This is a genomic window from Streptomyces sp. GDS52 (genome assembly GCF_052246875.1).
GTDB lineage: Bacteria > Actinomycetota > Actinomycetes > Streptomycetales > Streptomycetaceae > Streptomyces > Streptomyces cathayae.
The window spans coordinates 6,542,707-6,566,947 of sequence record NZ_CM125966.1 but is presented as its reverse complement, the minus strand read 5'-3'; the positions used below and the strand labels follow the sequence as shown (position 1 = coordinate 6,566,947).

24 protein-coding genes are annotated in these 24,241 nt (G+C 71.7%); 13 read left to right on the top strand and 11 right to left on the bottom strand.

The window, feature by feature from the left end:
- Positions 1 to 313: 313 nt before the first annotated feature.
- From ACTWJ9_RS30090 to ACTWJ9_RS30075, 4 genes are all read left to right on the top strand, one after another.
- The gene (locus tag ACTWJ9_RS30090; protein WP_279337428.1) at positions 314 to 919 is read left to right on the top strand and encodes a sulfite oxidase-like oxidoreductase; all 606 of its coding nucleotides are present in this window, start codon (positions 314 to 316) and stop codon (positions 917 to 919) included.
- A 73-nt stretch (positions 920 to 992) separates the two neighbouring features.
- Positions 993 to 1,712, top strand: coding sequence for a ferredoxin reductase (locus tag ACTWJ9_RS30085; RefSeq protein ID WP_387037000.1), 720 nt, complete (start codon positions 993 to 995; stop codon positions 1,710 to 1,712).
- A gap of 189 nt (positions 1,713 to 1,901) precedes the next feature.
- Entirely contained in the window at positions 1,902 to 2,870 is a 969-nt protein-coding gene (locus tag ACTWJ9_RS30080; protein ID WP_279337427.1) for an acetylxylan esterase, read from the top strand.
- A gap of 106 nt (positions 2,871 to 2,976) precedes the next feature.
- Positions 2,977 to 4,044, top strand: coding sequence for a right-handed parallel beta-helix repeat-containing protein (locus ACTWJ9_RS30075; protein WP_279337426.1), 1,068 nt, complete (start codon positions 2,977 to 2,979; stop codon positions 4,042 to 4,044).
- A gap of 174 nt (positions 4,045 to 4,218) precedes the next feature.
- Here ACTWJ9_RS30075 and ACTWJ9_RS30070 read toward each other — a convergent pair whose 3' ends face one another.
- Together ACTWJ9_RS30070 and ACTWJ9_RS30065 are read right to left on the bottom strand one after the other, a co-directional pair.
- Positions 4,219 to 5,910 (bottom strand): multicopper oxidase family protein, encoded by a 1,692-nt coding sequence (locus ACTWJ9_RS30070; protein ID WP_387039644.1) that lies wholly within the window; start codon positions 5,908 to 5,910, stop codon positions 4,219 to 4,221.
- Between the two features lie 311 nt (positions 5,911 to 6,221).
- Positions 6,222 to 6,950 (bottom strand): class I SAM-dependent methyltransferase, encoded by a 729-nt coding sequence (locus ACTWJ9_RS30065; RefSeq protein WP_279337424.1) that lies wholly within the window; start codon positions 6,948 to 6,950, stop codon positions 6,222 to 6,224.
- 80 nt (positions 6,951 to 7,030) lie between these two features.
- Here ACTWJ9_RS30065 and ACTWJ9_RS30060 point away from each other — a divergent pair, with 80 nt between their 5' ends.
- The 3 genes from ACTWJ9_RS30060 to ACTWJ9_RS30050 all read left to right on the top strand — a co-directional run bounded on the left by ACTWJ9_RS30060 (position 7,031) and on the right by ACTWJ9_RS30050 (position 10,312).
- Positions 7,031 to 7,429 carry a nuclear transport factor 2 family protein gene (locus ACTWJ9_RS30060; RefSeq protein WP_279337423.1) on the top strand — a complete coding sequence of 133 codons (399 nt, stop codon included), beginning with the start codon at positions 7,031 to 7,033 and terminating at the stop codon, positions 7,427 to 7,429.
- A 460-nt stretch (positions 7,430 to 7,889) separates the two neighbouring features.
- Positions 7,890 to 9,041 (top strand): transcription termination factor Rho, encoded by a 1,152-nt coding sequence (gene rho, locus ACTWJ9_RS30055; protein WP_279337422.1) that lies wholly within the window; start codon positions 7,890 to 7,892, stop codon positions 9,039 to 9,041.
- Positions 9,042 to 9,124: 83 nt separating this feature from the next.
- On the top strand, positions 9,125 to 10,312 hold the full coding sequence (locus ACTWJ9_RS30050) for a D-alanyl-D-alanine carboxypeptidase family protein (protein WP_443294970.1): 1,188 nt from the start codon (positions 9,125 to 9,127) through the stop codon (positions 10,310 to 10,312).
- A gap of 30 nt (positions 10,313 to 10,342) precedes the next feature.
- Here ACTWJ9_RS30050 and ACTWJ9_RS30045 read toward each other — a convergent pair whose 3' ends face one another.
- Positions 10,343 to 11,359 carry an asparaginase gene (locus tag ACTWJ9_RS30045; protein WP_279337419.1) on the bottom strand — a complete coding sequence of 339 codons (1,017 nt, stop codon included), beginning with the start codon at positions 11,357 to 11,359 and terminating at the stop codon, positions 10,343 to 10,345.
- Positions 11,356 to 12,096, bottom strand: coding sequence for a FadR/GntR family transcriptional regulator (locus ACTWJ9_RS30040; protein WP_443294968.1), 741 nt, complete (start codon positions 12,094 to 12,096; stop codon positions 11,356 to 11,358). Before ACTWJ9_RS30040 ends, ACTWJ9_RS30045 begins: the two co-directional genes overlap by 4 nt.
- A gap of 135 nt (positions 12,097 to 12,231) precedes the next feature.
- On the opposite strand from ACTWJ9_RS30040, the gene ACTWJ9_RS30035 reads away from it, so the two are divergent.
- A complete protein-coding gene (locus ACTWJ9_RS30035) occupies positions 12,232 to 13,278 on the top strand; it encodes a fatty acid desaturase family protein (protein ID WP_443294967.1) in 1,047 nt (348 codons plus the stop codon).
- Positions 13,279 to 13,327: 49 nt separating this feature from the next.
- Here the strand turns inward: ACTWJ9_RS30035 and crcB (ACTWJ9_RS30030) are convergent, their stop codons facing one another.
- The 6 genes from crcB (ACTWJ9_RS30030) to ACTWJ9_RS30005 form a co-directional block, all read right to left on the bottom strand.
- Positions 13,328 to 13,705 carry a fluoride efflux transporter CrcB gene (gene crcB / locus ACTWJ9_RS30030; protein ID WP_443294966.1) on the bottom strand — a complete coding sequence of 126 codons (378 nt, stop codon included), beginning with the start codon at positions 13,703 to 13,705 and terminating at the stop codon, positions 13,328 to 13,330.
- On the bottom strand, positions 13,702 to 14,088 hold the full coding sequence (locus tag ACTWJ9_RS30025; protein ID WP_279337415.1) for a DUF190 domain-containing protein: 387 nt from the start codon (positions 14,086 to 14,088) through the stop codon (positions 13,702 to 13,704). The genes crcB (ACTWJ9_RS30030) and ACTWJ9_RS30025 overlap by 4 nt, the downstream gene beginning before the upstream one ends.
- Positions 14,085 to 14,531 (bottom strand): fluoride efflux transporter CrcB, encoded by a 447-nt coding sequence (crcB, locus tag ACTWJ9_RS30020; RefSeq protein WP_279337414.1) that lies wholly within the window; start codon positions 14,529 to 14,531, stop codon positions 14,085 to 14,087. The genes ACTWJ9_RS30025 and crcB (ACTWJ9_RS30020) overlap by 4 nt, the downstream gene beginning before the upstream one ends.
- A 166-nt stretch (positions 14,532 to 14,697) precedes the next feature.
- Complete coding sequence (locus ACTWJ9_RS30015; RefSeq protein WP_387039636.1) at positions 14,698 to 14,994, bottom strand: ArsR/SmtB family transcription factor; 297 nt, start codon at positions 14,992 to 14,994, stop codon at positions 14,698 to 14,700.
- A gap of 223 nt (positions 14,995 to 15,217) precedes the next feature.
- Positions 15,218 to 16,777 carry a glycoside hydrolase family 53 protein gene (locus tag ACTWJ9_RS30010; RefSeq protein WP_443294964.1) on the bottom strand — a complete coding sequence of 520 codons (1,560 nt, stop codon included), beginning with the start codon at positions 16,775 to 16,777 and terminating at the stop codon, positions 15,218 to 15,220.
- A 114-nt stretch (positions 16,778 to 16,891) separates the two neighbouring features.
- The gene (locus ACTWJ9_RS30005) at positions 16,892 to 18,913 is read right to left on the bottom strand and encodes a beta-galactosidase (protein ID WP_443294962.1); all 2,022 of its coding nucleotides are present in this window, start codon (positions 18,911 to 18,913) and stop codon (positions 16,892 to 16,894) included.
- A 184-nt stretch (positions 18,914 to 19,097) separates the two neighbouring features.
- Between ACTWJ9_RS30005 and ACTWJ9_RS30000 the strand changes: the two genes are divergently transcribed.
- The 5 genes from ACTWJ9_RS30000 to ACTWJ9_RS29980 all read left to right on the top strand — a co-directional run bounded on the left by ACTWJ9_RS30000 (position 19,098) and on the right by ACTWJ9_RS29980 (position 23,772).
- On the top strand, positions 19,098 to 20,420 hold the full coding sequence (locus ACTWJ9_RS30000; RefSeq protein WP_279337409.1) for an extracellular solute-binding protein: 1,323 nt from the start codon (positions 19,098 to 19,100) through the stop codon (positions 20,418 to 20,420).
- Positions 20,417 to 21,394 (top strand): carbohydrate ABC transporter permease, encoded by a 978-nt coding sequence (locus ACTWJ9_RS29995; RefSeq protein ID WP_279337408.1) that lies wholly within the window; start codon positions 20,417 to 20,419, stop codon positions 21,392 to 21,394. Before ACTWJ9_RS30000 ends, ACTWJ9_RS29995 begins: the two co-directional genes overlap by 4 nt.
- Positions 21,391 to 22,284: a carbohydrate ABC transporter permease gene (locus tag ACTWJ9_RS29990; protein ID WP_279337407.1), complete on the top strand. Its 894-nt coding sequence runs from the start codon at positions 21,391 to 21,393 to the stop codon at positions 22,282 to 22,284. Before ACTWJ9_RS29995 ends, ACTWJ9_RS29990 begins: the two co-directional genes overlap by 4 nt.
- Positions 22,281 to 23,312 (top strand): LacI family DNA-binding transcriptional regulator, encoded by a 1,032-nt coding sequence (locus ACTWJ9_RS29985; RefSeq protein WP_279337406.1) that lies wholly within the window; start codon positions 22,281 to 22,283, stop codon positions 23,310 to 23,312. Before ACTWJ9_RS29990 ends, ACTWJ9_RS29985 begins: the two co-directional genes overlap by 4 nt.
- Before the next feature lie 70 nt (positions 23,313 to 23,382).
- Complete coding sequence (locus ACTWJ9_RS29980) at positions 23,383 to 23,772, top strand: MarR family winged helix-turn-helix transcriptional regulator (RefSeq protein WP_279337405.1); 390 nt, start codon at positions 23,383 to 23,385, stop codon at positions 23,770 to 23,772.
- A 36-nt stretch (positions 23,773 to 23,808) separates the two neighbouring features.
- On the opposite strand, the gene ACTWJ9_RS29975 is transcribed toward ACTWJ9_RS29980, so the two are convergent.
- Positions 23,809 to 24,213, bottom strand: a complete 405-nt coding sequence (locus tag ACTWJ9_RS29975; RefSeq protein ID WP_279337404.1) for an SseB family protein — start codon at positions 24,211 to 24,213, stop codon at positions 23,809 to 23,811.
- Positions 24,214 to 24,241 lie beyond the last annotated feature (28 nt).

The window sequence follows — 24,241 nt, the reverse complement described above, 5'->3', positions numbered from 1 at the left end:
CTACTGCGGGTGATCCGCGTCGCTTCGAGGTGAGAGCACCCGACCTGACACAGCGGTAATGGGTCTCACCTCCCCGGGCCGTCGACGGCTGGGACCGTCCGCAGCCGGGCCGCCACACTACCCGACGACGCTGCCGGCCGTACGGCGTTCTTTGTATGGCGCGGTGCACACGGTGGGGCGGGACCGAGGCCGGCGGTACGGCCGTGGGCCGGCAGGCGAGATCGGTGTGCGGGTGCTCTCCGGCACCCCGTACGGTTGAAGCCGGAAACACCGGAAACACCTGAGCACCACTCGTAACGGAATCGCCGATCACGTGAACATCACCCGCGGCTTCACCGGCCGCCCCCGCGTGGACCACCCCGGTCTGCCGCCCGGTCAGTACGACGCGGGCGACGAATGGCCCGTGCTGTCCGCCGAGGTCACCCCCGACCTCGCGCCCGCCGACTGGACGTTCCGGATCGACGGGCTGGTGGCCGATCCCCGTACCTGGGACTGGGAGCAGGCGCACGCCCTGCCGGCCTCGGCGTACGAGGGCGCGATCCACTGTGTGACGGGCTGGTCGAAGTTCGGGGTGCGCTTCGGCGGCGTCTGTCTGGACACCTTCATGGATCTGGTCCGGCCCGACGGGTCCGCCACCCATGCCGTCGCCTACTCGCACACCGGCTACACGGCGAACCTGCCGCTCGCCGACCTGACCGGCGGACGGGCCTGGATCGTCTGGGAGTACGACGGCCGGCCGATCCCGTCCGAGCACGGCGGCCCGGCCCGGCTGATCGTGCCGCACCTGTACTTCTGGAAGAGCGTCAAGTGGATCGCGGGCCTGCGGATCCTCGACCACGACGAGCCGGGTTTCTGGGAGGGCAACGGCTACCACGCACGCGGCAATCCCTGGGAGGAGCAGCGGTACTCCGGTGACTGAGCGAGTGACACTGCCGCGAGGGCCCGGGGACCCGGCTCCGCCCGCCCGGTTCGCCCCGCCGACACGGTTCGCCGTGCCCGGACGCATCGGCGTGGGCCGGCAGGCGGCCTCGGTGTGGCGGACGGCGACCCTGACCGAAATCCGCCGCGAGACCCCGCGCGCCGCGACCTTCCGCTTCGCCGTGCCCGGCTGGCCGGGACATGTGCCGGGTCAGCACCTGCTGCTGCGGCTGACCGCCGAGGACGGCTATGTGGCTCAGCGCCACTACTCGATCGCGTCCGCACCGGACGACTCCGGGTACCTCGAGCTGACCCTGGACCATGTGGCGGGCGGCGAGGTCTCCGGCTGGTTCCACTCGGTGGCCCGGCCCGGTGACCGGGTCGAGGTGCGCGGCCCGCTGAGCGGCTTCTTCGCCTGGCCGGGCGACCGGCCCGCGCTGCTGCTGGGGGCCGGCTCGGGTGTGGTCCCGCTGATGTCGATGGTGCGGCACCACAGGACCCGGGGCCTGTCACTGCCCCTGCGGCTGCTGGTGTCGGCGCGCAGCCCCGAGGAGCTGATCTACCGGGGTGAGCTCGGTGCGGAGACCCTGCCCGTGTTCACCCGGAGCGCGCCGGAGGGTGTGGCCGTGGGACGTATGGCGGCCGCACATGTGGCGCCGCTCCTGGCCGAGGCTCCCGAGGATGGGTGGGAAGCCTATGTGTGCGGTTCCAACTCCTTTGCCGAGCACGCTTCCAGGCTGCTTGTCGCGGCCGGCCAGCCCGTGGACCGGATCCGTATCGAGCGCTTCGGCTGACCCGCGCCGCGCCAGGGCCGCCGCAGGACGCCGGCCCCACCGGGCACAAGCGCTTTCCGCGCCCTTCACCTGTGTGCCTCTGTTCCCGCGTCGCACGCGGACGGAGTCCCGCACGCGCTCTGGCGACCGCTCCCGCGGCCCACGTACGGTGTGATCGCTTCGTCCTGTCTCCGTACAAAGGCGGTCCCCATGGCCCTGTTCGACCTGCCGCTCGACGAACTGCGCGAGTACCGGAGCGCGTCCACGGCCCCGGAGGACTTCGACGCGTTCTGGTCCAAGACGCTCGCGGAGGCGCGCGAGCACGATCTGGACGTCCGCTTCGAGCCGGTCGACACGGGCCTGTCCACGGTGCGGGTCCTCGATGTGACGTTCGCCGGTTTCGGGGGCCACCCGGTCAAGGGCTGGCTGACGCTGCCCGCCGGGGCCGAGGAGCCACTGCCGCTGGTCGTGCAGTTCATCGGCTACGGCGGGGGTCGCGGGCTGCCCCACGAGCATCTGCTGTGGGCGTCCACGGGCCGGGCGCACTTCGTGATGGACACCCGCGGCCAGGGCAGCGGGTGGGGCGCCGGCGGTGGTACGGCGGACCCGGTGGGCGGCGCGCCGGCGTACCCCGGGTTCATGACGCGTGGCATCGACGCCCCCGAGAACTACTACTACCGCCGGGTGTTCACGGACGCGGTGCGCGCGGTGGAGGCGGCCCGCGCACACCCGCTGGCCGATGCGGCCCGTACCGCGGCCGTCGGCGCGAGTCAGGGCGGCGGGGTCGCCCTCGCGGTGGGCGGCCTGGTCCCGGACCTGGCGGCCGTCGCCCCGGACGTGCCGTTCCTGTGCGACTTCCCGCGTGCCGCGACGCTCACCGACCGGCACCCGTACCGGGAGATCGGCCTCTTCCTCAGGACGCACCGGGGACGCACCGAGGACGCCCTGCGCACCCTGTCCTACTTCGACGGGGTGCACTTCGCCGCCCGCGGCCGTGCCCCGGCGCTGTTCTCGGCGGCTCTCGAGGACCAGACCTGCCCGCCCTCGACGGTCTTCGCCGCCTTCAACGCCTGGACGCACGACGACAAGTCCATCGAGGTGTACGACTTCAACGACCACGAGGGCGGCGGGCCCTTCCAGGAGGCGGCCAAGCTCCGCTGGCTGCGCTCGTACGCCTGACCTCGCGCGGGCGCGGGGCCGGGCGACAGGCCCGATCGGCTCCTTTCTGTATCCGTATGGTTGCCAAGAGTGGCGGCGCCGCGGGGTCGCCCATAACGTCGGGATCATGAGGAAATACCAAGTCACGTGCATTAGTTGCGCCATCGCGCCGCTCGTCGTCGGCATGGGCGCCCTCGCGCCGGCCGCCTCCGCCCGCAGTGCGTCCGAGCAGGTGGTCCGTCCGGACCAGTCCCTCCAGGAGGCCGTCGACGCGGCCGCCCCCGGAGCCACCATCGTCCTGACGCGGGGCACCTACCGCGGAAGCGTCACGCTCACCAAGCCGCTGACCCTCCGGGGCGCGGGCGAGCAGACCGTGATCGTGCCCGGAGAGGACGAGGAGGCGGGGAGCGCGTGCGCCGAGGCGGGGGACGGCATCTGTGTCACCGGCACGGACGAACAGCCCGTCACCGGGGCGCGGATCCAGTCGCTGACCGTCGAGGGGTTCAAGAGGAACGGTCTCACGGCCACGCGCACCGACCAGCTGGAGGTCCGCCGGGTGACCGCCCGGGACAACGGCCGGTGGGGCATCGCGCAGGATCGTTCCACCCGTGGCTCGTTCCGCTACAACACCGCGAGCGGCAACGGCGACGCCGGGCTCTACACCGCCAACGTGTTCGAGGCCGACGCGGAGAGCAAGACCCTCGACTCCGGTGGCACGGTGATCAGCGGCAACCTCCTGACGGGCAACCGGATCGGCCTGACCACCCGCCGGCTCAGGAACCTCACCGTCGAGCACAACCTCGTCACCGAGAACTGCGCGGGTGTCTTCGTCGTGCTGCCGCGCACGACGGGCGACCTGACCGTCCGCCGCAACGCGGTCCACGAGAACAACGAGTACTGTCCCGCCTCCGAGCGCCTGCCACACCTCCAGGGGGTCGGCATCGTCCTCGTCGGCGCGGAGAAGGTGCTGGTGACGCAGAACGCGGTCCGCGACAACGTGGGTGACTCCCCGTACTCCGGCGGGATCGTCGTGTTCGGCAGCATGGACGGCGTCTCCAACGAGCAGAACACCGTCCGCGACAACCTCGTCCTGGGCAACGGTCCGGCGGACCTGGTCACCCGCGACGAGAAGGGCAAGGACAACAAGTTCGTCGACAACGTCTGCCGGGTCTCCGAACCGGCCGGCGCGTGCTGACCGGCCGGTCGGCCTCTCCCGTCCAGCGGGGGGAGCCGCACGTCGGGCGGACGTGACGGCAGGTGTGTGGCAGGGCGCCCGCAACGGCGAAGAGCCGGCTCGGAGGAGGGGTTCCTCCTCCGAGCCGGCCCTTTTGCCGTCGGCGGGTCCCGCCCCGACGGGGCAGCCGCGTGGCTACTCGTAGCCGAGTGTCGTCATCATCCCGGACTCCGAGTGGTAGATGTTGTGGCAGTGCAGCATCCACAGCCCTGGATTGTCCGCGTCGAAATCGGCCACCAGCTTGTGGTGCGGCAGCACCACGGACGTGTCCTTGCGGGCACCGGGGGAGTCGCCGCCGGCCAGGCCGTAGGTGTGGCCGTGCAGATGGACGGGATGCCACATGTCCGTGCCGTTGAAGACGACCAACCGCACCCGCTCACCACGTTCGACCTTGTGGATGCGGTGTGGCGAATAGGGCCGGTGGTCGATGCCCCAGTTGAATTTCTTCATACTGCCGGTCAGGACGAGTTTGATCTGACGGTCGGGTTTGCGCCGGTCCAGGGCCACGGACTCCTGCGGCCGGAGCCGCCCGGCCGCGGTCAGCACGTTCCGGTTCAGCTCCGCCGGACGCGCGGACGGCTTCGGGGTGGCGCCGCTGCCCGCGCGCAGGACGGCCATCGCCGACCCGCCTTTCCCCTCGGCGAGCGCCGTGAGCGGGAAGACCCCGCTCTTCACGGTGATGAGCACGTCGTACCGCTCGGCCATGCCCAGGAGCAGCGAGTCGACCTTGTGGTGCCGTACGGGAAAGCCGTCGCTGTGGGTGACGGTGAGCTGGTGGTCCCCGAGCGCCACCCTGAACGCCGTCTCAGCGCCCGCGTTGATGATGCGCAGCCGGATGCGTTCGCCGGGCTTGGCCTTGAACTGTGTGGGGTCGACCGAAGTCCGCCCGTTGATCAGGTAGTACGGGTGGTCGACACTGGCCGCGTGCCCGCCGAGCAGTCTGCTGAAGGCGCCCCTCAGCACCCGGGAGGTGCTCTTACCGCCGCGCGACGGCTCCGAAGGGTCGTCGTCCCCGCGCCCCGGCGCATAGTTCAGGGGCGGCCCGTGCCCGACGTCGATGCCTCCCCGGGGACGGGTAGGCGAGCCGTCACCCTCATGCCCGTCGTGCCCCGGGCCGTGTCCCATCGCGGGTTTGCCCTTGCGGAGCTGCGCGAACACCTCATCCGGGGTCGAGCCGTTCACCCCGTCGAGCCAGTCGTCGAGCACGATGACCCACTCCCGGTCGTAGGAGAGGGGCTCACGGGGGTCGTCCACGATCAGTGGCCCGTAGAGACCACGGTCGATCTGCACGCCCAGGTGCGGGTGGAACCAGTAGGTGCCGGGGTCCGGAGCGCGGAACTGGTACGTGAACGATTTGCCCGTGGCGATCGGCCGCTGCGTCACGTACGGCACGCCGTCCATGTCGTTGTTCAGGGCGATGCCGTGCCAGTGCACCGTGGTGGCTTCCGGCAGATGGTTGTTCACGGTCACCTTGAGTCTCTCACCCGCGGTGACACGGAGCTCACGGCCTGGCAGCTCGTCACTGTACGTCCACGTCCTGACGGTCTGCCCACCCCCCAGGTCGACTGTGCCGGCAGTCGCCGTGAGGGTCAGCTCCCGGGCCGGCCGTTCGGAGCTCGGAGTCTCTGCGGACGGTGTCTGCGTGCCGTCCCTCGAAGGGGTGAAGCGCTCGGGCTCGGGGCCCGGAGCACCCACGACGTGCTTGCGGTCCGGTGCGCCGTCCGAGCAGGCGGCGAGCAGGCCGGATCCCACGGCGGCGATCCCGGCACCGAGTACGGCGCGGCGGGGTCGAGAAGAAGTCTGACGGTTGTGTTCCTGACTGAACATGGCCCTCCGGTCGGTCGCACACGTACCCACCCCTGCCCCGAAGGGCCTCGAGTGGGGTTGGACGCAGCGCGATCCAGCATGGGGCACAGCACCGAAACATCCGGTACATCCCGAATCGACATCTATGACGATCTGATGTTCGCCCGCCGCGCGAGGGGGGCGGAACCGCTGGTCAGAGCAGAGTGACGCGGTTTCGGCTTCACCGGTTCGGCCGCTGCCTGGTCGGCGTAGCGTTTCTCCTCGACCTCACCGGGCCGTTGACCGGGGAACACGCGGAGGGCCGGCCGGGGTGCCGGGGAGGCGCGCTCCGGCTACTCCTCGGGCCGCCGGGCGACGACCAGGCGGGCTCGGGGGCTGCCGTCCGGCCGCTGCCCGAATCCGGGCAGCGGGTGGAGTTCGACCCGGAACCCGGCCCGGTCCAGCTCGTGCCGGAGGCCGCCGAAGCGGAGGGTGCGGTAGTACATGACGAACGGCGGGCGCCACACCGCGTTGCGCACCCGCATCACCGTGTCGAAGCCCAGCAGCTTCCAGTACACGAGTGAGCCCGGCCGGGACGGAGCGCCCACCGGGAAGGCGAACCGTCCTCCCGGCCGCAGCACCCGGTGGACCTGGGCGAACAGCTCCGGCAGCTCGCGCGGCAGGAAGTGGCCGAACGCCCCGAAGCTCACCACCAGGTCGAAGGCGGGCCCGAACGGCAGCGCCCGCGCGTCCGCCCGCACATGACCGGCCGGCGGTCCCCCGGGCCGGGTCCGCTCGCGCGCGACGGCGAGCATGCCCGCGCTGAAGTCGACGCCGGTGACGCTTCGGCGGCACACCTGCGCCAGTACGTCCACGCCCGCGCCGGTGCCGCAGCACAGATCGAGCCCGGTGTCGAACGGCCCCAGCCTCCGCAGCGCCCCGGCGGTGGCGTCGAGCACCGAGCCGGGTGTACGGAAGGGGGTGTGGTCGAACTTCGGCGCGAGGAGGTCGTAGCCGCGCTCCACGGACGACAGCGCCTGGACGGCGAGTTCCCGCAGCCGCGGGCCTTCGGGGCTGAACATCGGATCAGCCTAGACCCGGGCATCGCCCGAGGGGCTAGCCTCGTGCACTCCTGTGCGAACCATTGATGTGAGGAGCTGTGATGCGGGCATTCCGCGAGGCCGTCGAGGCGCACGACATGGACGCCGCCGAAGCGCTGCTGGCCGAGGACGTCGTCTTCACCAGCCCGGTCGTCTTCAAGCCCTACACCGGAAAGCCGATCACGGCGGCGATCCTGCGCGCGGTGGCGGAGGTCTTCGAGGACTTCCGGTACCTGCGGGAGATCAACGACGTGAACGGCCGTGACCACGCGCTGGTCTTCTCCGCGCGGGTGGGTGACCGCGAGATCGAGGGCTGCGACTTCATCCATGTCGACGACGACGGCCGTATCGACGAATTCACCGTGATGGTGCGTCCTTTGTCCGGCGCGCAGGCTCTCGCGGCCGCCATGGGTGCGCAGTTCGAGAAAATCGCGCGTGAGGAGCGGGACCGCTCGGCCTGACCGCACTCGGGAACGGCGGAACACCGCCCGCTCGCCCGACCTGTTCGACCCCAGGGCCCGCCGACCGTCCCGGCGGGCCCTTCTGCGGCTCTCCGGTTCGCACGCCGTCGTCCTCGACCGTGCTCGTGCGCCCCGTGGTACCTTGGTGACAGCACTCGTTCAGCGCCTCCGTGCACATCACAGGCCTCGGTGCCGTTTCTTCTCTTTCTTCTCCGGTTCTCCTCCCGCTTTTCGCCGGTTCATCGGTTCACCGATCCGCCCGTCGTTTCCGACCGGCCGTCCGGCGTTCCCCACCACCTCGTGAGCAGGGCTCCATCGCCACCGCCGAGGTGCTGTTTCCCGCAGCCCAGGAGCGCGGACGCGCCCTCCGGCGCGGTTCCCCTCCTTCCCTTCGCATGTCCGTTCCACCGCGTGTTCTTCCCCCCCTCCCCCCCCGTCGCCCACGAAAGGTCCGGCCTCCGTGACCACCACCGCACTCCCCCGCCCCTCCGTCCACCAGCAGCCCCGACCCGTCAGCGGTGTCCTCGACATCGATGCGGCCGGGAAGGCGCAGCTGCGGGCCGGCACCTGTCTGCCCTCCCCGTCCGACCTCGCCGTCTCCCCCGCGCTGGTCCGCCGGCACGGCCTGCGCAAGGGCGATCACGTCGAAGGGCTGCACGGTGACCGGCATAACCTCACCGAGATCGTCCGGGTCAACGGCCGTACCCCCGACACGCTGCGCCACCGGCCGCGCTTCGGGGACCTGACGCCGCTTCACCCACGGGAGCGGCTGCGCCTGGAGCACCCCGCGTCCGGTCCGGCCGGGCGCCTCGTCGATCTGCTCGCCCCCGTCGGCAAGGGGCAGCGCGGTCTGCTCGTGGCCCCGCCGAAAACCGGCAAGACCGTTCTGATCCAGCAGCTCGCGGCGGCCGTGGCGGGCAACCACCCCGAGTGCAGGCTGATGGTCGTCCTGCTCGACGAGCGTCCCGAGGAGGTCACCGACATGCGGCGCTCGGTGCGCGGCGAGGTGTACGCCTCGACCTTCGACCGGCCCGCGAGACAGCACATCGCCCTGGCCGAGCTGGTGATCGAGCGGGCCAAGCGGCTGGTCGAGGCGGGTGAGGACGTGGTCGTCCTGCTCGACTCGCTGACCCGGCTCTGCCGGGCGTACAACAACGCCGCACCCTCCGGTGGCCGCACCATGAGCGGCGGTGTCGACACGTCCGCGCTGGTCGGGCCGAAGCGGTTCTTCGGCGCCGCCCGCAAGGCGGAGGAAGGCGGCTCGCTCACGATTCTCGCCTCGGCCCTGGTGGAGACCGGTTCCCGCGCCGACGAGTTCTACTTCGAGGAACTCAAGGGCACCGGCAACATGGAGCTCCGGCTGAGCCGTGAAGCGGCCTCCCGCCGGCTGTTCCCGGCCGTCGACATCGTTCCGTCCGGCACCCGTCGCGAGGAACTGCTGCTCACCCCCGCGGAGTTGGCCGCCGTACGCGGTCTGCGCCGGGTTCTCCGGCCCCGGGACGGGCAGGCGGCGGGCCTGGAGACCCTGTTGGAGCGGATGCGGGAGACCCCCGACAACGCGACCTTCCTCCGGAGTGTCCGGCCGACCCTGCCCGATGGCCGACCGACGTAACGGCGTACGGCATCCGGGTGCTGGCGAAGAACCCCCGGCCCGGTCACCACGGCCCTCCGGGGTTCCCTTCCTACGTTTGCGGTATGACTATCGGACTTGCTTCGCGGGCTGCCGTGTCCGCCTGTGCCCTCTGCACCGCGGGCCTGCTGGCGCTCGCGCCCGCCGCGGCGGTTGCCGGTACGCGTCCGAACCCCGCGCCGCCGGCCGGCTCCGCCTCACGCGCCGCGCCGGACTCGCTGCTGTACCGCTCCGGCACCCAGGTGCGCCTCCGCTCCGAGGCACCCGAGGTCCCGGAGCTGTCCGCCCGGTCCTGGCTGGTGGCCGACGCCGACTCCGGTGAGGTGCTCGCGGCGCACGACGCGCACCGCAGGCTGCCGCCCGCCAGCACGTTGAAGACCCTGTTCGCCCTCACCGTGCTGCCCGTCCTGCCGGGCAGCCTCCGGCACACCGTCAGCGCGGAGGAACTCGCGGACATCAGCCCCGGCAGCAGCCTCGTCGGGGTCGCCGAGGACCGTACCTACCGGATCTCCGACCTGTGGAACGGGGTCTTCCTCAGCTCCGGCAACGACGCCGTGCACGTCCTGGCCGCGCTCAACGGCGGCTGGCAGGCCACCGCCGAGCAGATGCAGGAGAAGGCCCGCTCCCTGGGCGCCCACGACACCTGGGTGGAGTCACCCGACGGCTACGACGCTCCCGGCCAGGTGTCCTCGGCGTTCGACCTGGCAATCTTCGGCCGGGCCGGACTGCACAGCCCCGACTTCGCACGGTACTGCTCCCGTGCGGAGGCGATGTTCCCCGGCCGTGACGGTGGATCGTACGGAATCCTCAACACCAACCGGCTGCTCACCGGAGCCGACGGGGTGGATCGCTACCCGGGCCTCCTCGGGATCAAGAACGGCTACACCAGCAATGCCGGAAACACCCTCGTGGCGGCCGCCCGCAGGGACGGGCGCACCCTCGTGGTCACGGTCCTCAACCCCCGGCCGGACGGCGGGCACCCCGTGTACGAGGAGGCACGCGCGCTGCTGGACTGGGGGTTCGAGGCGTCCGGCCGGGTCGATCCGGTGGGGTCGCTGGACGCCCTGCGGGCCACGTCGATGCCGGGGCCCCGGGGCCGGTCCGCGACCGGTCCGGCCCCGGCTTCGGCTTCGGCCCCCGCGGCACGAGGCGCCGGTCCGGAGCGGCCGGTGGCGTGGACGGTCGCGTGCACCGCGCTGCTGGGCGCGACGGGCGTGGCACTGTTCCTGCGGCTCAGGTGGGCCCGGCCGTGAGGGGGGTGATTCCCCTCCCGTGCGGACCGTTCACCGCGCACCGGACCGGTCGAGCGGGGCGAGCGCGGGTGCGGGGCGGACCTCGCCGACCGGGCGGCCGCCGCCGAGCAGCGGTTCGCCCGCGAACCCGGTGAGCAGGGCCGGCTCGACCCCGGCCCGGGCGAGGGCGGCGGCGGTCACCGGGACACGCGCCCGGCCGGCCCCGTCGGAGATCTTCACGGCCACGGCGCGGCCGTCGGGCAGGGCGGCGATCTGGACGCCCTCGTAGCCGTCCTTGGCGAGCAGCCCGGGGACGGCCCGCATCAGGGCGGCGACGTCCCGGCCGGAGCCGGAGGCCATCTCGGGGTGTTCCCGCATCGCGTCGGCGACCCGAGCCTCGGGGGTGCCGGGCGCGGCGGTGACGACGCGGGCGGCGGCACGGGCGAGTCCGTGCAGGGAGACGGCGAACAGGGGCGCGCCGCAGCCGTCGACGGTCACCCGGGCGACGCGCTGCCCGGTGAGGTCCTCGATGTTCGCGGCGATCGCCCGCTGGAGGGGGTGGGCGGGGTCGAGGTAGTCCTCGAGGGACCAGCCGTTGAGCTTCGCGGTGAGCAGCATGGCGGCGTGCTTTCCGGAGCAGTTCTGGGCGAGCCGGGAGGGCGGGCGGCCGTCACGCACCCAGACGTCCCGCACGGCCGGGCCGAGCGGCAGGTCCGGGACGTTGCGCAGGTGGTCCTCGGTGAGTCCGGCGCCCGCGAGGACGCGCCGGACACCGGCGAGGTGGCGTTCCTCCCCGGAGTGGCTGGCCGCGGCGAGGGAGAGCAGTTCGCCCTCGAGCGGCAGCCCGGCGCGCACCATGGCGACGGTCTGGACGGGCTTGAGAGCGGAGCGCGGATAGCAGGCGGCCTCGATGTCGCCGAGCCGGAGCCGGGCCTCGCCGTCGGCGCCGAGGACGACGACGGAACCGTAGTGGACCCCCTCGACGACCCCGCCGCGGACGAGGTGGGCGACGGGGGCGTGGAGGGGTTCGCGGACCGGGGGTGCGGCTGCGGGGGAAGGGAGGTTCATCGGGATCGTTCTTCCGTGGTGGTGTCCGTGGGAGGGTGCGCGCCCGGCGGGCGGACGATGGCGGCGAGAGTCGTCTCGACGCGGTCGAGATGGTGGGACATCGCCGCGAGGGCGTCGTCCTCGGAACCGTCGGTCAGTGCCTCCACGATCGCCCGGTGCTCGTGGTTGGACTGCTCTCGCCGGTCCCCCAGCTGGTTCAGGAAGGCGGACTGGCGGGCCAGCGCGTCCCGGATCTCCTCGATGACCCGGCGGAACACGGGATTCTGGGTGGACTCGGCCACGGTGAGGTGGAAGAGGGTGTCCATGGCGACCCACGCGGTGGTGTCGGTCTCCCGGTCCATCCGGTCCAGCAGGTGGTTCAGCAGGTCGAGGTTCTCGGGGGTGCGCCGCCGGGCCGCGTACCGGGCGACCGGGAGCTCGACGTGGCGGCGCACTTCCAGCAGGTCACCGGCCGCGTAGTCGCCGAAGGTGGGCTCTCCCACCGCATCGGCCACGACGAAGGTGCCCTTGCCGGTCCTGGACACGGTCAGGCCCATGGTCTGCAGTGCCCGCAGGGCCTCGCGCAGCACCGGCCGGGAGACCTTGAGGGTGCGGCACAGCTCCGCCTCGGAGGGGAGCTTGTCCCCGACCGAGTACGCGCCCCGCTCGATGGCGTCGCGGAGGTGGGTGAGAACCGCTTCCATCGCGCTCACGCGCCGCGGCCCCGTCCCACCTGTCCGGCTGTCTGACAGGTTCACGGAAGTGATCGTGCGGGCGGACGCGGGGACTGTCAAGCGGGGGCCGGCCCGGTGTACGCGGTGGGGTTACCCACCCCCTCGTTCTGGGGGCCCACATCATTCTGCGGCCGGGGAGTCGTTCACATACTCAAGTGCATGGCCAATCCAACGGTGCTCACCGGAACCCCGCCCACACCGGACCGCGAGAGGGGGAGCGACTTCGCCGAACTGTCGCGGCGCATCACCGCCGAGGGGCTGCTCAGGCGCCGCCCGCTCTCCTACACCCTGCGCTTCGGGGCCCTGGCCCTCGCCCTCGCGGGAGGGGTGACCGCCTTCCTCGTCCTGGGCGACAGCTGGAGCCAGCTGCTCGTCGCGGCGGCCCTGTCCGTGGTCTTCGGGCAGCTCGCACTCGCCGCGCACGACCTGGCGCACCGCCAGGTGTTCTCCCGTCGGCACCCCAGCGAAGCCGGTGGTCTGCTGGTGGCCGACGTACTGCTGGGCATGAGCTACGGCTGGTGGATGAACAAGCACACCCGCCACCACGCGAATCCCAACCACGAGCAGAAGGACCCGGACGTCGCCCCCGACCTCCTGGTCTGGTCACGCCGCCAGGCGAGCCGGGCCCAGGGCGTCGCGCGGTTCGTCGGAAAGCACCAGGCGGCGCTGTTCCTTCCGATGCTGACGCTGGAGGGCCTCAATCTGAGTTTCAGCAGCTTCAGGGCGCTGCGCGGCCCGTCGGTGAAGCGGCCGGTGCTGGAGGGAACACTGCTCGTCGCCCACTTCGCCGTGTACTTCGGCGGCCTGTTCACGGTGCTCTCCCCCGGCAAGGCGCTCGCTTTCCTCGCCGTCCACCAGGGCCTGTTCGGGATCTACCTCGGCTCGGTGTTCGCCCCCAACCACAAGGGCATGCCGATGATCGAGGAGGGGACGCGCCTGGACTTCCTGCGCCGTCAGGTCCTCACCTCCCGCAACGTCAGGGGCGGTGTGTTCGTCGACGTCTTCATGGGCGGGCTGAACCACCAGATCGAGCACCATCTCTTCCCCAGCATGCCCACGCCCGCCCTCGGCCGGGCCCAGGTCATCACCGAGCGGTACTGCGCGGAACTGGGCGTCCCGTACTGCCGGACAGGGCTGTTCGCCTCGTACGGCACGGCGCTGCGCCACCTCAGGAACGTGGGGGAACCACTGCGCGAGGCCCGCTGAGGGGGCTGCGACCCGCACACGGCGGCGGAGCGGCGGGAACGAACGTCCGTCACGCCCACAGCGCGTCGGCCAGGGCCGCGCCGGCGAAGGCCGCGCCCAGGCCGGCCGCGACGCTCGCCACGACGTTCGCGGCGGCATGGCGGACCGCCCCCGCCTCGGCCAGGCGGAGGGTCTCGTAGGAGAAGGTGGAGTACGTGGTCAGGGCGCCGCACAGACCTGTTCCGAGCAGCAGCTGGAGGTGCGAACTCGCGGCGCCCGCCGCCGCCGCCGCGCCGGTGAGCAGACCGAGCGTCAGGCAGCCGGCCACGTTCACCGTGAAGGTTCCCCAGGGGAACACCGAGTCGTGCCGGGACTGCACCGCGCGGTCGGTGAGGTAGCGCAGGGGTGCCCCGACTATGGCGCCGAGGACGACCAGCAGCCAGTTCACGGCCCCTCACCCTCCGTTCCGGGAGCGGCGGGAGGGCCGGAAGGCCGTTCGTCGCGCGGGTACCGGACCGCCTCGCAGGCGTCGAGGGTCGCCAGCCCCTCGGTGACGAGCGCGTCGAGCTCGGGCAGGAAGGCCCGTACCCGCTCCTCGGTGTCGACGATGACGACCGCCACCGGCAGGTCCTCGCTCAGGGACAGCAGCCGGGAGGTGTGGACGAGCGAGGAGGCGCCGAACCCCTCGATGCCGCGGAAGACGCTGGCGCCCGCCAGTCCCGCGGCGTGGGCCCGGTGGACGATCTCCGAGTAGAGCGGCCGGTGGTGCCAGGTGTCGTTCTCGCCGATGAACACGGTCAGGCGCAGCGCCCTGCCGGTCGTCCCTGTCATGACTGCCTCCTGTTCAGCACACGGCGGGTCGCGGAAGCGGCCGTCCACACGGCGCCGAGCGCCGCGAGCGGGGTGACGGCGAGGTAGGCGAGGGCGAGGCCGTGGCTGCCGGCGTCGAACAGGTTCCGGCCGTCGACGGCGTAGGTCGAGAAGGTCGTGAAACCGCCGAGGACACCGGTGCCGAAGAACGGGCGGACCAGGGGGTGGGCGGTGCGGACCTCGGTGATGATCACCATGAACACGCCGATCACGGCACAGCCGGTGATGTTGACCCCCAGGGTCGTCCAGGGGAACCCGTCCGCCGGTGTCGGCCACCACAGGGAGGCCGCGTACCGGGCGGTGGCGCCCGCTCCCCCGCCGAGGGCGACCACGGCCACGACGGGAGCGGCGGCGCGCCGGGACCGGCGGCGCCCGCGGAGAACCTCGGTGGGCGGGACTGTCACGGGTGTGCGTCTCCTACTCGTCGCGCGGCCCGGACGTGCGGGCGCGCGCCTCCACAAGCAGGGACCGTCGGCGGTGTGCCGCGGTTCGGGGACGGCGGGCCCCACCGCCGCGCCACGGGACGCGCTCGCGGCCGAAGGCCAGCGTAACGCCCGGGGCGCGCGAGGGTCACTTCACGCTGCCGTGGCCGTCGCGCGGTGGCGTGTGCCACCAGCCCTTCGCGAACACCGCCGCGACCTCGGCGATCCGTACCTCGTCGCGCCGGTAGTGCGGGCGTCCGGCGATGTGGCCGGTGCGCAGCAGGCCGACGGCCGTGAGCAGCCGGAGGTGGGTGAGGGCCACGGGGCGGGGCATGCCGAAGCGGGCGGCGACGGCTTCCGCGGTGACGCCGTGCGCGGCGTGGCCGGGTTCTCCCAGCCACGTCAGGATCTGCAGTCGGGTCCCGTCCGCGGGAGTCCTCGGCATGCCGTCCACCTCCGTCCCGGTGTCCTCTCCGGGCACGTCCACTGTCCCGCGACCGGGGCCCCGTGTCATGCGCTCCGGCACCTTGTCCGAGAGTCGGCCCCCTGTCCACAAGGGGGTCGAACCGCACATCACCTCGAGGGAACGGGCCCTGCCGCACAGGTACCGCGTGGGCGGCAGGGCCCCGCCGCGGCTCAGGAACTCAGGGACTCAGGGACTCAGGGACTCACCGGTGGCGGAACCACGCCGTCGCGGGCAGCGCCCGGTCGTCGTAGCCGAACAGTGCCTGGTTCTCCCAGCCGTTGCCGGAGGCCGGGTCGGCCGGGTCCCAGCCGTTGCCGGTGCGTGCGGTCCAGGTGGCCTCCCAGTAGAAGACGCCGAGGCCGCGTCCGTTCGGGACGGCTTCGACGATGCTCGCCACGTCGTTCATCCAGCGGGTCTGGCCGGTGGTGGACGCCGGGTAGCCGGGGACGAGTTCACCGTCGAGGTCGATGATGTTCTCGTGGCCGTCCTCGCTGTCGAGGCGGAACGGGTACGCCGTCTCGGCGAGGAAGACGGGTTTGCCGTACCGGGCGGCCGCGTCGTCCAGGGTGGTCTGGAAGTCGTGCAGGGTGCCGTGCCAGTAGCCGTAGTACGACAGGCCGACGGCGTCGAACCTCACGCCGTGGGAGACCGCGTTGTCGAACCACCAGCGGGTGCCGTCGAGGTCACCGCCCTCGGCGAGGTGCAGGGCGGCGACCGTGGAGGGGCTGACCGCCTTGACCGCGTCGTAGCCGGAGTTGAGCAGTCCGGCGAGCTGGTTCCAGTTGTTCGTGGAGCCCTCGTTCCACAGCATGCCGCCGTTGATCTCGTTGCCGACCTGGACCATGTCCGCCGTGGTGTCCTGCGCCTTGAGGGCGCTCAGGACGTCGTACGTGTGCTGGTACACGTCCGTCTTCAACCGGCTGTAGGAGTGCCCCGACCAGGCCGCGGGCTTGGTCTGCTTGCCCGGATCGGCCCAGGTGTCCGAGTAGTGGAAGTCGACCAGCAGTTTCATGCCCTGGGCCTTGACCCGCTTCGCCAAGGCGAGGACGCGCGCCTTGTTGTTGTAGCCGTCGGCCGGGTCGACCCAGACCTTCAGCCGGGCGTAGTTCATTCCGGCGGATCCCAGGAGGGCGACGCCGTCGCCGGCGGTGCCGGAGGCGGTCCGGTAGACGCCGCCCCGGTCCTCGCTCTTGGGCAGGGACGAGATGTCGGCGCCCTTGATCGTCAGGCCGGAGGTGCCCGGGGTGAAGGTCAGGTCGTCGACGTTGATCCAGTTGCCCGCGTTCGCGTCGCTGGTGACGCTGATCGTGCACTGGTTGTTCGTCACCCTCACCGGCACGACGATCCGTATCCAGCCGGAGTCGGACACCGGCAGATCGGTGCGCTGCTCGGCGCCGCCGCAGTTCTTCAGGGCGAGGTGGGCGGCGTTCTGGCCGCCGCCGGAGCGGACCCAGGCGGTGAGTCTGTGGTCGCCGTTGGTCAGGCCCGACAGGTACTGGTACGTCTCCACCTTGTAGGCGGAGGACGACCAGTGGGAGAGCCGGTGGCCGCCGTCGCGGCCGCCGGACTCCGTGTACGAGGCGGCCGTGTCGCCGTACTCGGACCAGCCGGCCGGGGTGGCGGCGCCCGAACCGCCGGTCTCGAAGCCGCCGTTGGTGAGCGTGCTCGCGGCCGTGGCGGTCTGGGCGGGCAGTGCGGTGAGGGAGAGTCCCGCGGCGAGCGGCAGCAGCAGGGCCCGGAGTGTGCGTCTGGGATGGAACATGGGTGTTCGTCGTCCCTTCGACGTGGGGAGGGGGGTGCCCCGCGCCCCGGGGAGGGAGTGGGGCCCCCTCCGCCCGCGGCCGGTGTGCTCACGCGGGCGGAGGGGAGTCGTGGCTCAGGCGTCGAGTCGTACGACCCGGACGGTTCCGGCCGGGACCGGGAGGCGGCCCGCGGCGCGCTCACCGGTCAGCAGCTCGGTGCCGGGGGCGTCGAGCGGCACCTTGGCGTCGGTGGCGGTGTGGTTGATCGCGAACAGGAAGCTGCCCGACTCGCCCGTGCGGCGCACCACTTCGACGTCGCGGGGCAGGTCGGTGCGCGGGGCGGTCCGGGCGTCCTCGGCGGCCCGGCCGAGGAGGGCGGCGAGGCCCTCGGCGCCGAGCCGGGTGGAGACGTACCAGGCGGTGCCCTCGCCGAGGCGGTGCCGGGTGACGGCGGGACGGCCGGCGGTGAGGCCGTCGGCGTACGTCCACACGGTCTCGGCGCCCCGCGGCACCACGAACTCCGTCCAGACGTCGGCGTCGAGTTCCGCCCCGTCGGGGCCGGTGAGGCGGACCCGCTCGCCCCGCAGCAGGGGGGAGAACTCCTCGACGGTCAGGCCGAGGACGTCGCGCAGGGCGCCCGGGTGGGGGCCCTCGTGCACGGCGTCGTGCTCGTCGACGATGCCGGAGAAGTACGACACGACGAGGGTGCCGCCGCCTTCGACGTACTCCCTGAGGTTGTTCCCGGCCGCCTCCGTCATCAGGTACAGGGCCGGTACGACGACCAGGGGATACCTCGACAGGTCGGCTTCGGGGTGGGCGAAGTCGACGGTGAGGTGGTGGTCGTAGAGGGCCTCGTAGTAGGCGTCGGCGCGTTCGCGGGCGTCGTGGTCCTCGCTGGGGCGCCAGTCGAGGTGCTGTGCCCACCAGGACTGCCAGTCCCACAGCACGGCCACGTCGGCCTCGGTACGGGTGCCCCGGACCGGCGCCAACGAGTCGACGGCGGCTCCGAGTTCGGTCACCTCGCGGAAGACGCGGGTCTCGGTGCCGCCGTGCGGCAGCATCGCGGAGTGGAACTTCTCGGCGCCTCGCCGGGACTGGCGCCACTGGAAGAACATCGCGCCGTCGGAGCCGCGGGCCACGTGGGCCAGGGAGTTGCGGGCCATCTGGCCGGGCGCCTTGGCGGGGTTGCGGGGCTGCCAGTTGACGCCCGAGGTGGAGTGCTCGAGCAGCAGCCAGGGGGCGCCGCCGCCGACGGAGCGGGTGAGGTCGGCGGCCATGGCGAGGTTGACGTGGGTGCGACGGCCGTCGGTGATCAGATAGTGGTCGTTGGTGACGAGGTCCACCTCCCGGCCCCAGGCCCAGTAGTCGACGGAGTCGCACTGGCTGAGGGCGGTCATGAAGTTGGTGGTCACCGGGACGCCGGGTGTCAGGCGGTGCAGGATGTCCCGCTCGGCGGTGAAGTTCTCGCGCATCGTGGCGTCGGCGAACCGCCGGTAGTCCAGCGCCTGGGCCGGATTGCCGACCGTGGGGGTCGCGCGCGGCGGGTTGATCTCCTCGAAGGAGGCGTAGCGCTGGCCCCAGAAGGCCGTCCCCCAGGCCTCGTTGACGGCTTCGACGGTGCCGTAGGCCGCCACCAGCCAGCGGCGGAAGTGGGCGGCGCAGGAGTCGCAGTAGCAGGCGGAGACGGGGACGCCGTACTCGTTGTGGACGTGCCACATCGCGAGCGCGGGGTGGTCACCGTAGCGTTCGGCGAGCCGGGTGGTGATGTCCGCGGCGGCGGCCCGGTAGTCGGCGTTGCTGTGGCAGATGGCGCCGCGGGAACCGAACTCCAGGCGCACGCCGTCCGCGGTGACCGGCAGCGCGTCGGGGTGGGCGCGGTAGAACCAGGCGGGGGGCACCACGGTGGGCGTGCCCAGGTCGACGCGGATGCCGCCTGCGTGCAGCAGGTCCAGGCTGCGGTCGAGCCAGCCGAAGTCGTACACGCCGGGTGAGGGTTCCAGCAGGGCCCAGGAGAAGATCCCGACGCTCACCATGGTGACGCCGGCCTCCCGCATCAGCCGGACGTCCTCGTCCCAGACGGTCTGTGGCCACTGCTCGGGGTTGTAGTCCCCACCGAAGGCGAGCCCGGTGAGGCCCCTGGGGGTGGTCTCCGGCATGGATTCTCTCCCGATGTGTCGATGTTCTGAGAACGTGCACACACATTCTCGGCGGCTCGAAGCCAACATAACCGCAGAGCAACAACCATTGACAAGCGTCCGATGTGTTTCTCTACTGTGAACGCTCACAGAAGCATGGCTGGTCTTCGCCCCGGGCGGAGGCCCCAGGTCAGGGGAGAGATCCATGCCGTACACGAAGCGCCGTCGCCTCGTGAGTTCCGCCGTCGCCGTCACGCTCGGCGCCTCCGCACTCGCCGCCTGCGGCTCGTCGTCCGACGACGACGGCGAGGCCCGGTCGGGCCCGGTCTCACTGACGTACTGGACCTGGACCCCCGGCATGGACAAGGTCGTGGACCTGTGGAACAAGGGGCCGGGCAAGAAGGAGCAGATCACCGTCACGGTGAAGAAGCAGGCGTCCGGCGACACGCTGGTCACCAAGATCCTCACCGCGCACCAGGCCGGCAAGGCGCCCGACCTGGTGCAGGCCGAGTACCAGGCGCTGCCCACCCTGGTCAGCAATGACGCGCTCGCCGACATCGGCGACACGGCGGGCGACGCCAAGAGCAAGTTCGCCGAGGGTGTCTGGCAGCAGACCACGCTGGGCACGGACGCCGTCTACGCGGTCCCGCAGGACATCGGGCCGATGATGTTCTACTACCGCGAGGACCTGTTCAAGGAGTACGGCCTCACCGTCCCGGCCACCTGGGACGAGTTCGCGAAGACCGCGCGCAAGCTGAAGAAGACGGCGCCCGACAAGGACCTGACCACCTTCTCCGCCAACGACTCCGGACTGTTCGCGGGCCTCGCCCAGCAGGCCGGCGCCCGGTGGTGGACGACCTCCGGTGACCAGTGGAAGGTCGGCATCGACGACGAGGCGACGAAGAAGGTCGCCGAGTTCTGGGGCGGCCTGGTCAAGGAGGGCGCCGTCGACAACCAGCCGATGTACACCCCGGCCTGGAACAAGGCGCTCAACACCGGCAAGCAGATAGCGTGGGTGAGCGCCGTGTGGGCGCCGGGCACGCTGACCACGGCGGCCCCCGACACCGAGGGCAAGTGGGCCATGGCCCCGCTCCCCCAGTGGGACGAGGGCGACAGCAGCACCGGCAGCTGGGGCGGCTCCTCCACCGCCGTGACCACGGACTCGAAGAACAAGGACGCCGCCGCGAAGTTCGCCGCCTGGCTGAACACCGACGGCGAGGCGCTCAACGCGCTGGCGAAGGAGGGCGGCATCTACCCCGCCTCCACCTCGGCCCAGCTCAGCGGCGCCTTCGCCAGCCCGCCGGAGTACTTCTCCAACCAGCCCGACTTCTACGCCAAGGCCGCCGAGATCGCGAAGACCACCGCGCCCTCCGCCTGGGGGCCGAACGTCAACGTCGCCTACACGACCTTCAAGGACGCCTTCGGCTCCGCCGCGAAGAACAAGTCGGACTTCACCGCCGCCCTGGACACCATGCAGGCGGACACGGTCGCCGACCTGAAGAAGCAGGGCTTCGGAGTCGCGGAGTGAGATCCCCGGCCCGCCGGAGGCCGTACGGGGTCGAGAGGGCCCCGTACGCCCACCCGTCTCCCACCGCCACCCTCAGACGAGCGCGAAGCGCCCCCTACGTCTTCCTTGTCCCCGCGACCCTCCTGTTCCTCCTGTTCTTCGCGCTGCCCATCGGGTACGCCGTCTGGCTCAGCTTCCGCAAGGTGCGGGTCTCCGGCCTCGGGCTGGGGGCCGGCTCCCGCGAGGAGGTCTGGGCCGGACTGGAGAACTACACCGGCGCCCTGTCCGACAGCGAACTGCTGAACGGCGCGCTGCGCGTGCTCGGTTACGGCGGCATCGTGGTACCGGTCATGCTGGGCCTGGCCCTGGTGTTCGCGCTGATGCTGGACTCCGAACGGGTCCGGCTCGCTCCCTTCACCCGGCTCGCGATCTTCCTGCCGTACGCCGTTCCGGGCGTGATCGCGGCCCTGCTGTGGGGCTTCCTCTACCTGCCGGACGTGAGCCCCTTCTCCTTCGTGCTGGACCGGCTCGGTCTGCCGCAGCCGGATCTGCTGGACGGCGGCCCGCTGTATCTGGCGCTGTCGAACATCGCGGTCTGGGGCGGCACCGGCTTCAACATGATCGTCATCTACACCGCGCTGCGGGCGATCCCGGCCGAGGTGTACGAGGCGGCGAAGCTGGACGGCGCCGGCCCGCTGCAGATCGCGCTGCGGATCAAGATCCCGATGGTGGCGCCCTCGCTGGTGCTGACCTTCTTCTTCTCGATCATCGCGACGCTCCAGGTGTTCAACGAACCGACCACCCTCAAACCGCTCACCAACTCCGTGTCCACCACCTGGAGTCCGCTGATGAAGGTGTACCAGGACGCCTTCGGTAACGGCGACCTCCACGCGGCAGCCGCCCAGGCGACCATCATCGCGCTCGCCACCCTGGTGCTGTCCTTCGGCTTCCTGCGGGCCGCGAACCGGCGCACCAAGCAGGAGGCCGCACGATGAGCTCCCTCGCCCTGCCCGAGGCCGAGCCCGCGGCCGGCACCGCCCGCGGTCCGGCGCGCCGCCGCCGGACCGCGCTGATCCCGACCGTGACCCTGCTGCTGGGCGCGCTGTACTGCCTGCTGCCGGTCGCCTGGGTGGTCGTCGCGTCCACCAAGTCCGGCTCGGAACTGTTCTCCACCTTCACGTTCTGGCCCGGCACCGGCTTCGCGGAGAACATCTCCGACCTCGGCGCCTACCGCGACGGCGTCTACTGGCGGTGGATGGGCAACTCCGCCCTGTACGCCGGTCTGGGCGCGCTGCTGTCGACGTGCGTGTCGGCGGTCAGCGGCTACGCGCTGGCGGTCTACCGCTTCCGGGGCCGCGAGGCGCTGTTCAGCGTGCTGCTCGCGGGTGTGCTGATGCCTCCGGTGATCCTCGCCGTCCCGCAGTACCTGCTGCTCGCCGAGGCGGACCTCACCGACTCCTACCTGTCCGTGCTGCTGCCGCAGATCCTCTCCCCGTACGGGGTCTACCTCGCGCGGATCTACGCCGCGGCCGCGGTGCCGGCGGACGTGGTGGAGGCCGGGCGGACGGACGGCGCGGGCGAGTGGCGCATCTTCACACGGGTGGCGCTGCCGATGATGGTGCCCGGTCTGGTGACGGTCTTCCTGTTCCAGTTCGTGGCGATCTGGAACAACTTCCTGCTGCCGTACATCATGCTCAGCGACGACGAGAAGTTCCCGATCACCCTCGGTCTGTACACGCTCCTCGAGCAGGGAGCCAACACCCCGGCGCTGTACACCCTGGTGATCACGGGCGCGTTCCTCGCGGTGTTCCCGCTGGTCGCGCTCTTCCTGGTCATCCAGCGGTTCTGGAGCCTGGACCTGCTCTCCGGGGCCGTAAAGTCATGACCATGAGCAACACGGGGGGCAGGCGCAAGCCGCCGACGATCCACGACGTGGCGCGCGAGGCCGGTGTCTCGCGCGGCACCGTCTCGCGCGTGCTCAACGGCGGCCACTACGTCAGCCCCGCCGCGGCTCAGGCGGTCGACGCCGCGATCCGCAAGACGGGTTACGTCGTCAACCGGCACGCCCGCTCACTGATCACCGGCCGGTCGGACTCGGTGGGCTTCCTGCTGACGGAGCCGCAGGAGCGGTTCTTCGAGGACCCCAACTTCAACGTCCTGCTGCGGGGTTGTACGCAGGCACTGGCCGCGCACGACATTCCGCTGCTGCTGATGATCGCCGGGACGCAGGACGAACGGCGGCGCATCGTGCGGTACATCACCGCGGGGCACGTGGACGGGGTGCTGCTGGTCTCCAGTCACTCGGGCGATCCGGTGGCCGAGGAGCTGCGGGCGGCGGGCGTGCCGCTGGTCGCGTGCGGCAAGCCGATCGGGTTGGGCTCCAAGGTGAGTTACGTGGCCGCGGACGACCGGGACGGTGCCCGTGACATGGTGCGTCACCTGCTGGACCTGGGCCGGCGCAGGGTGGGCGTGGTGACGGGGCCGCTCGACACACCGGGCGGGGTGGAGCGCCTCGCCGGGTACCAGGAGGTGCTCGCCGAGGCCGGCCTCGAGGCCGACGGGCGGCTCGTCGTCTCCGGTGACTACAGCCGGGCCAGCGGTGAGGCGGGCGCGGAGCGGCTGCTGGCCCGCGCGCCGGACATGGACGCCGTGTTCGTCGCCTCCGACCTGATGGCGCAGGGGGTGCTGACGGCGCTGCACCGCGCGGGACGCCGGGTGCCACAGGACGTGGCGGTCGGCGGCTTCGACGACTCCCCGGCCGCCGTCGCCACCAGCCCCCGTCTCACCACGATCCGCCAGCCCTGGGACCGCATCAGCGCCGAGATGGTGCGGGTCCTGCTGGCCCGGATCGGCGGCGAGGAGCCGGCCGCGGTGATCCTCCCGACGGAACTGGTGAAGCGCGAGTCGACGTAGCACGCCGGCACCGCCCGCCGGCGGGAACGCACACGGTCGTTGAAAAACCAACGAGTGCTACCGTTCACCTATGGCAGCTGAGGCGGTGGACTCGCGGCTCGAGGAGCGGTGGCGGGAGATCCTGTCGGTGCACGCGCGCACCCTCGCCGAGATCGACCGCACGCTGCATCCGTACGGTCTGGGGGCCTCCGACTTCGAGGTGCTCGACATCCTGGCGACCTCCCCGCCCGCGGAGGGCGAGCACTGCAGGGTGCAGAACCTGGCCGGGCGGATCCACCTCAGCCAGAGCGCGCTGTCCCGTCTCATCGCCCGGCTGGAGAAGGACGGCCTGGTCGTCCGGAGCGCCTGCGCGGAGGACCGGCGGGGCGTGTATGTGACGCTCACCCGAAAGGGCCGCGATCTGCACGCCGAGGTGCTGCCGCTGCAGCGCGCGGCCCTCACCCGCGCGCTGGGCGGATAGCCCCCGCCGCCACCCGGGGCGGCCGCGGCGGCACCTCTAGGGGCGGGCCAGCAGGGTGCGGACGCCCTCGGACGTCAGCGTGAGGCGGTGTTCGGAGCTGCCGTCGATGGTGAGGGACAGCTCGTCGGCCGGCCACTGCGCGGCCAGGGCGCCGAGCGGTACCAGACGGTAGCGGGAGACGAACGGGAGCAGTCCCGACATCTCCAGTTCCGAGGTGAACACGGGCACCACCTGGATGCCGTCCGGCTGTTCCATCACCGGCAGCGCGACGGCGCCGGGGTCGGCGGCCGTCTCGTCGCCCGTGTCGTCGGGCACGGGGATCAGTACGTCACTGTCGGCGAGGGCGTCCAGAGCCGCCGTGTCCTCGGTGTTCTCCGAGAGAGCGTCCAGAGCCCGCTGGGCGGGCGTGGGTCCGTTGTTCTCGTGCGCGGGTGTCTCCATGGCTGTTTCCCTCGTAGCGGTGGTCGTA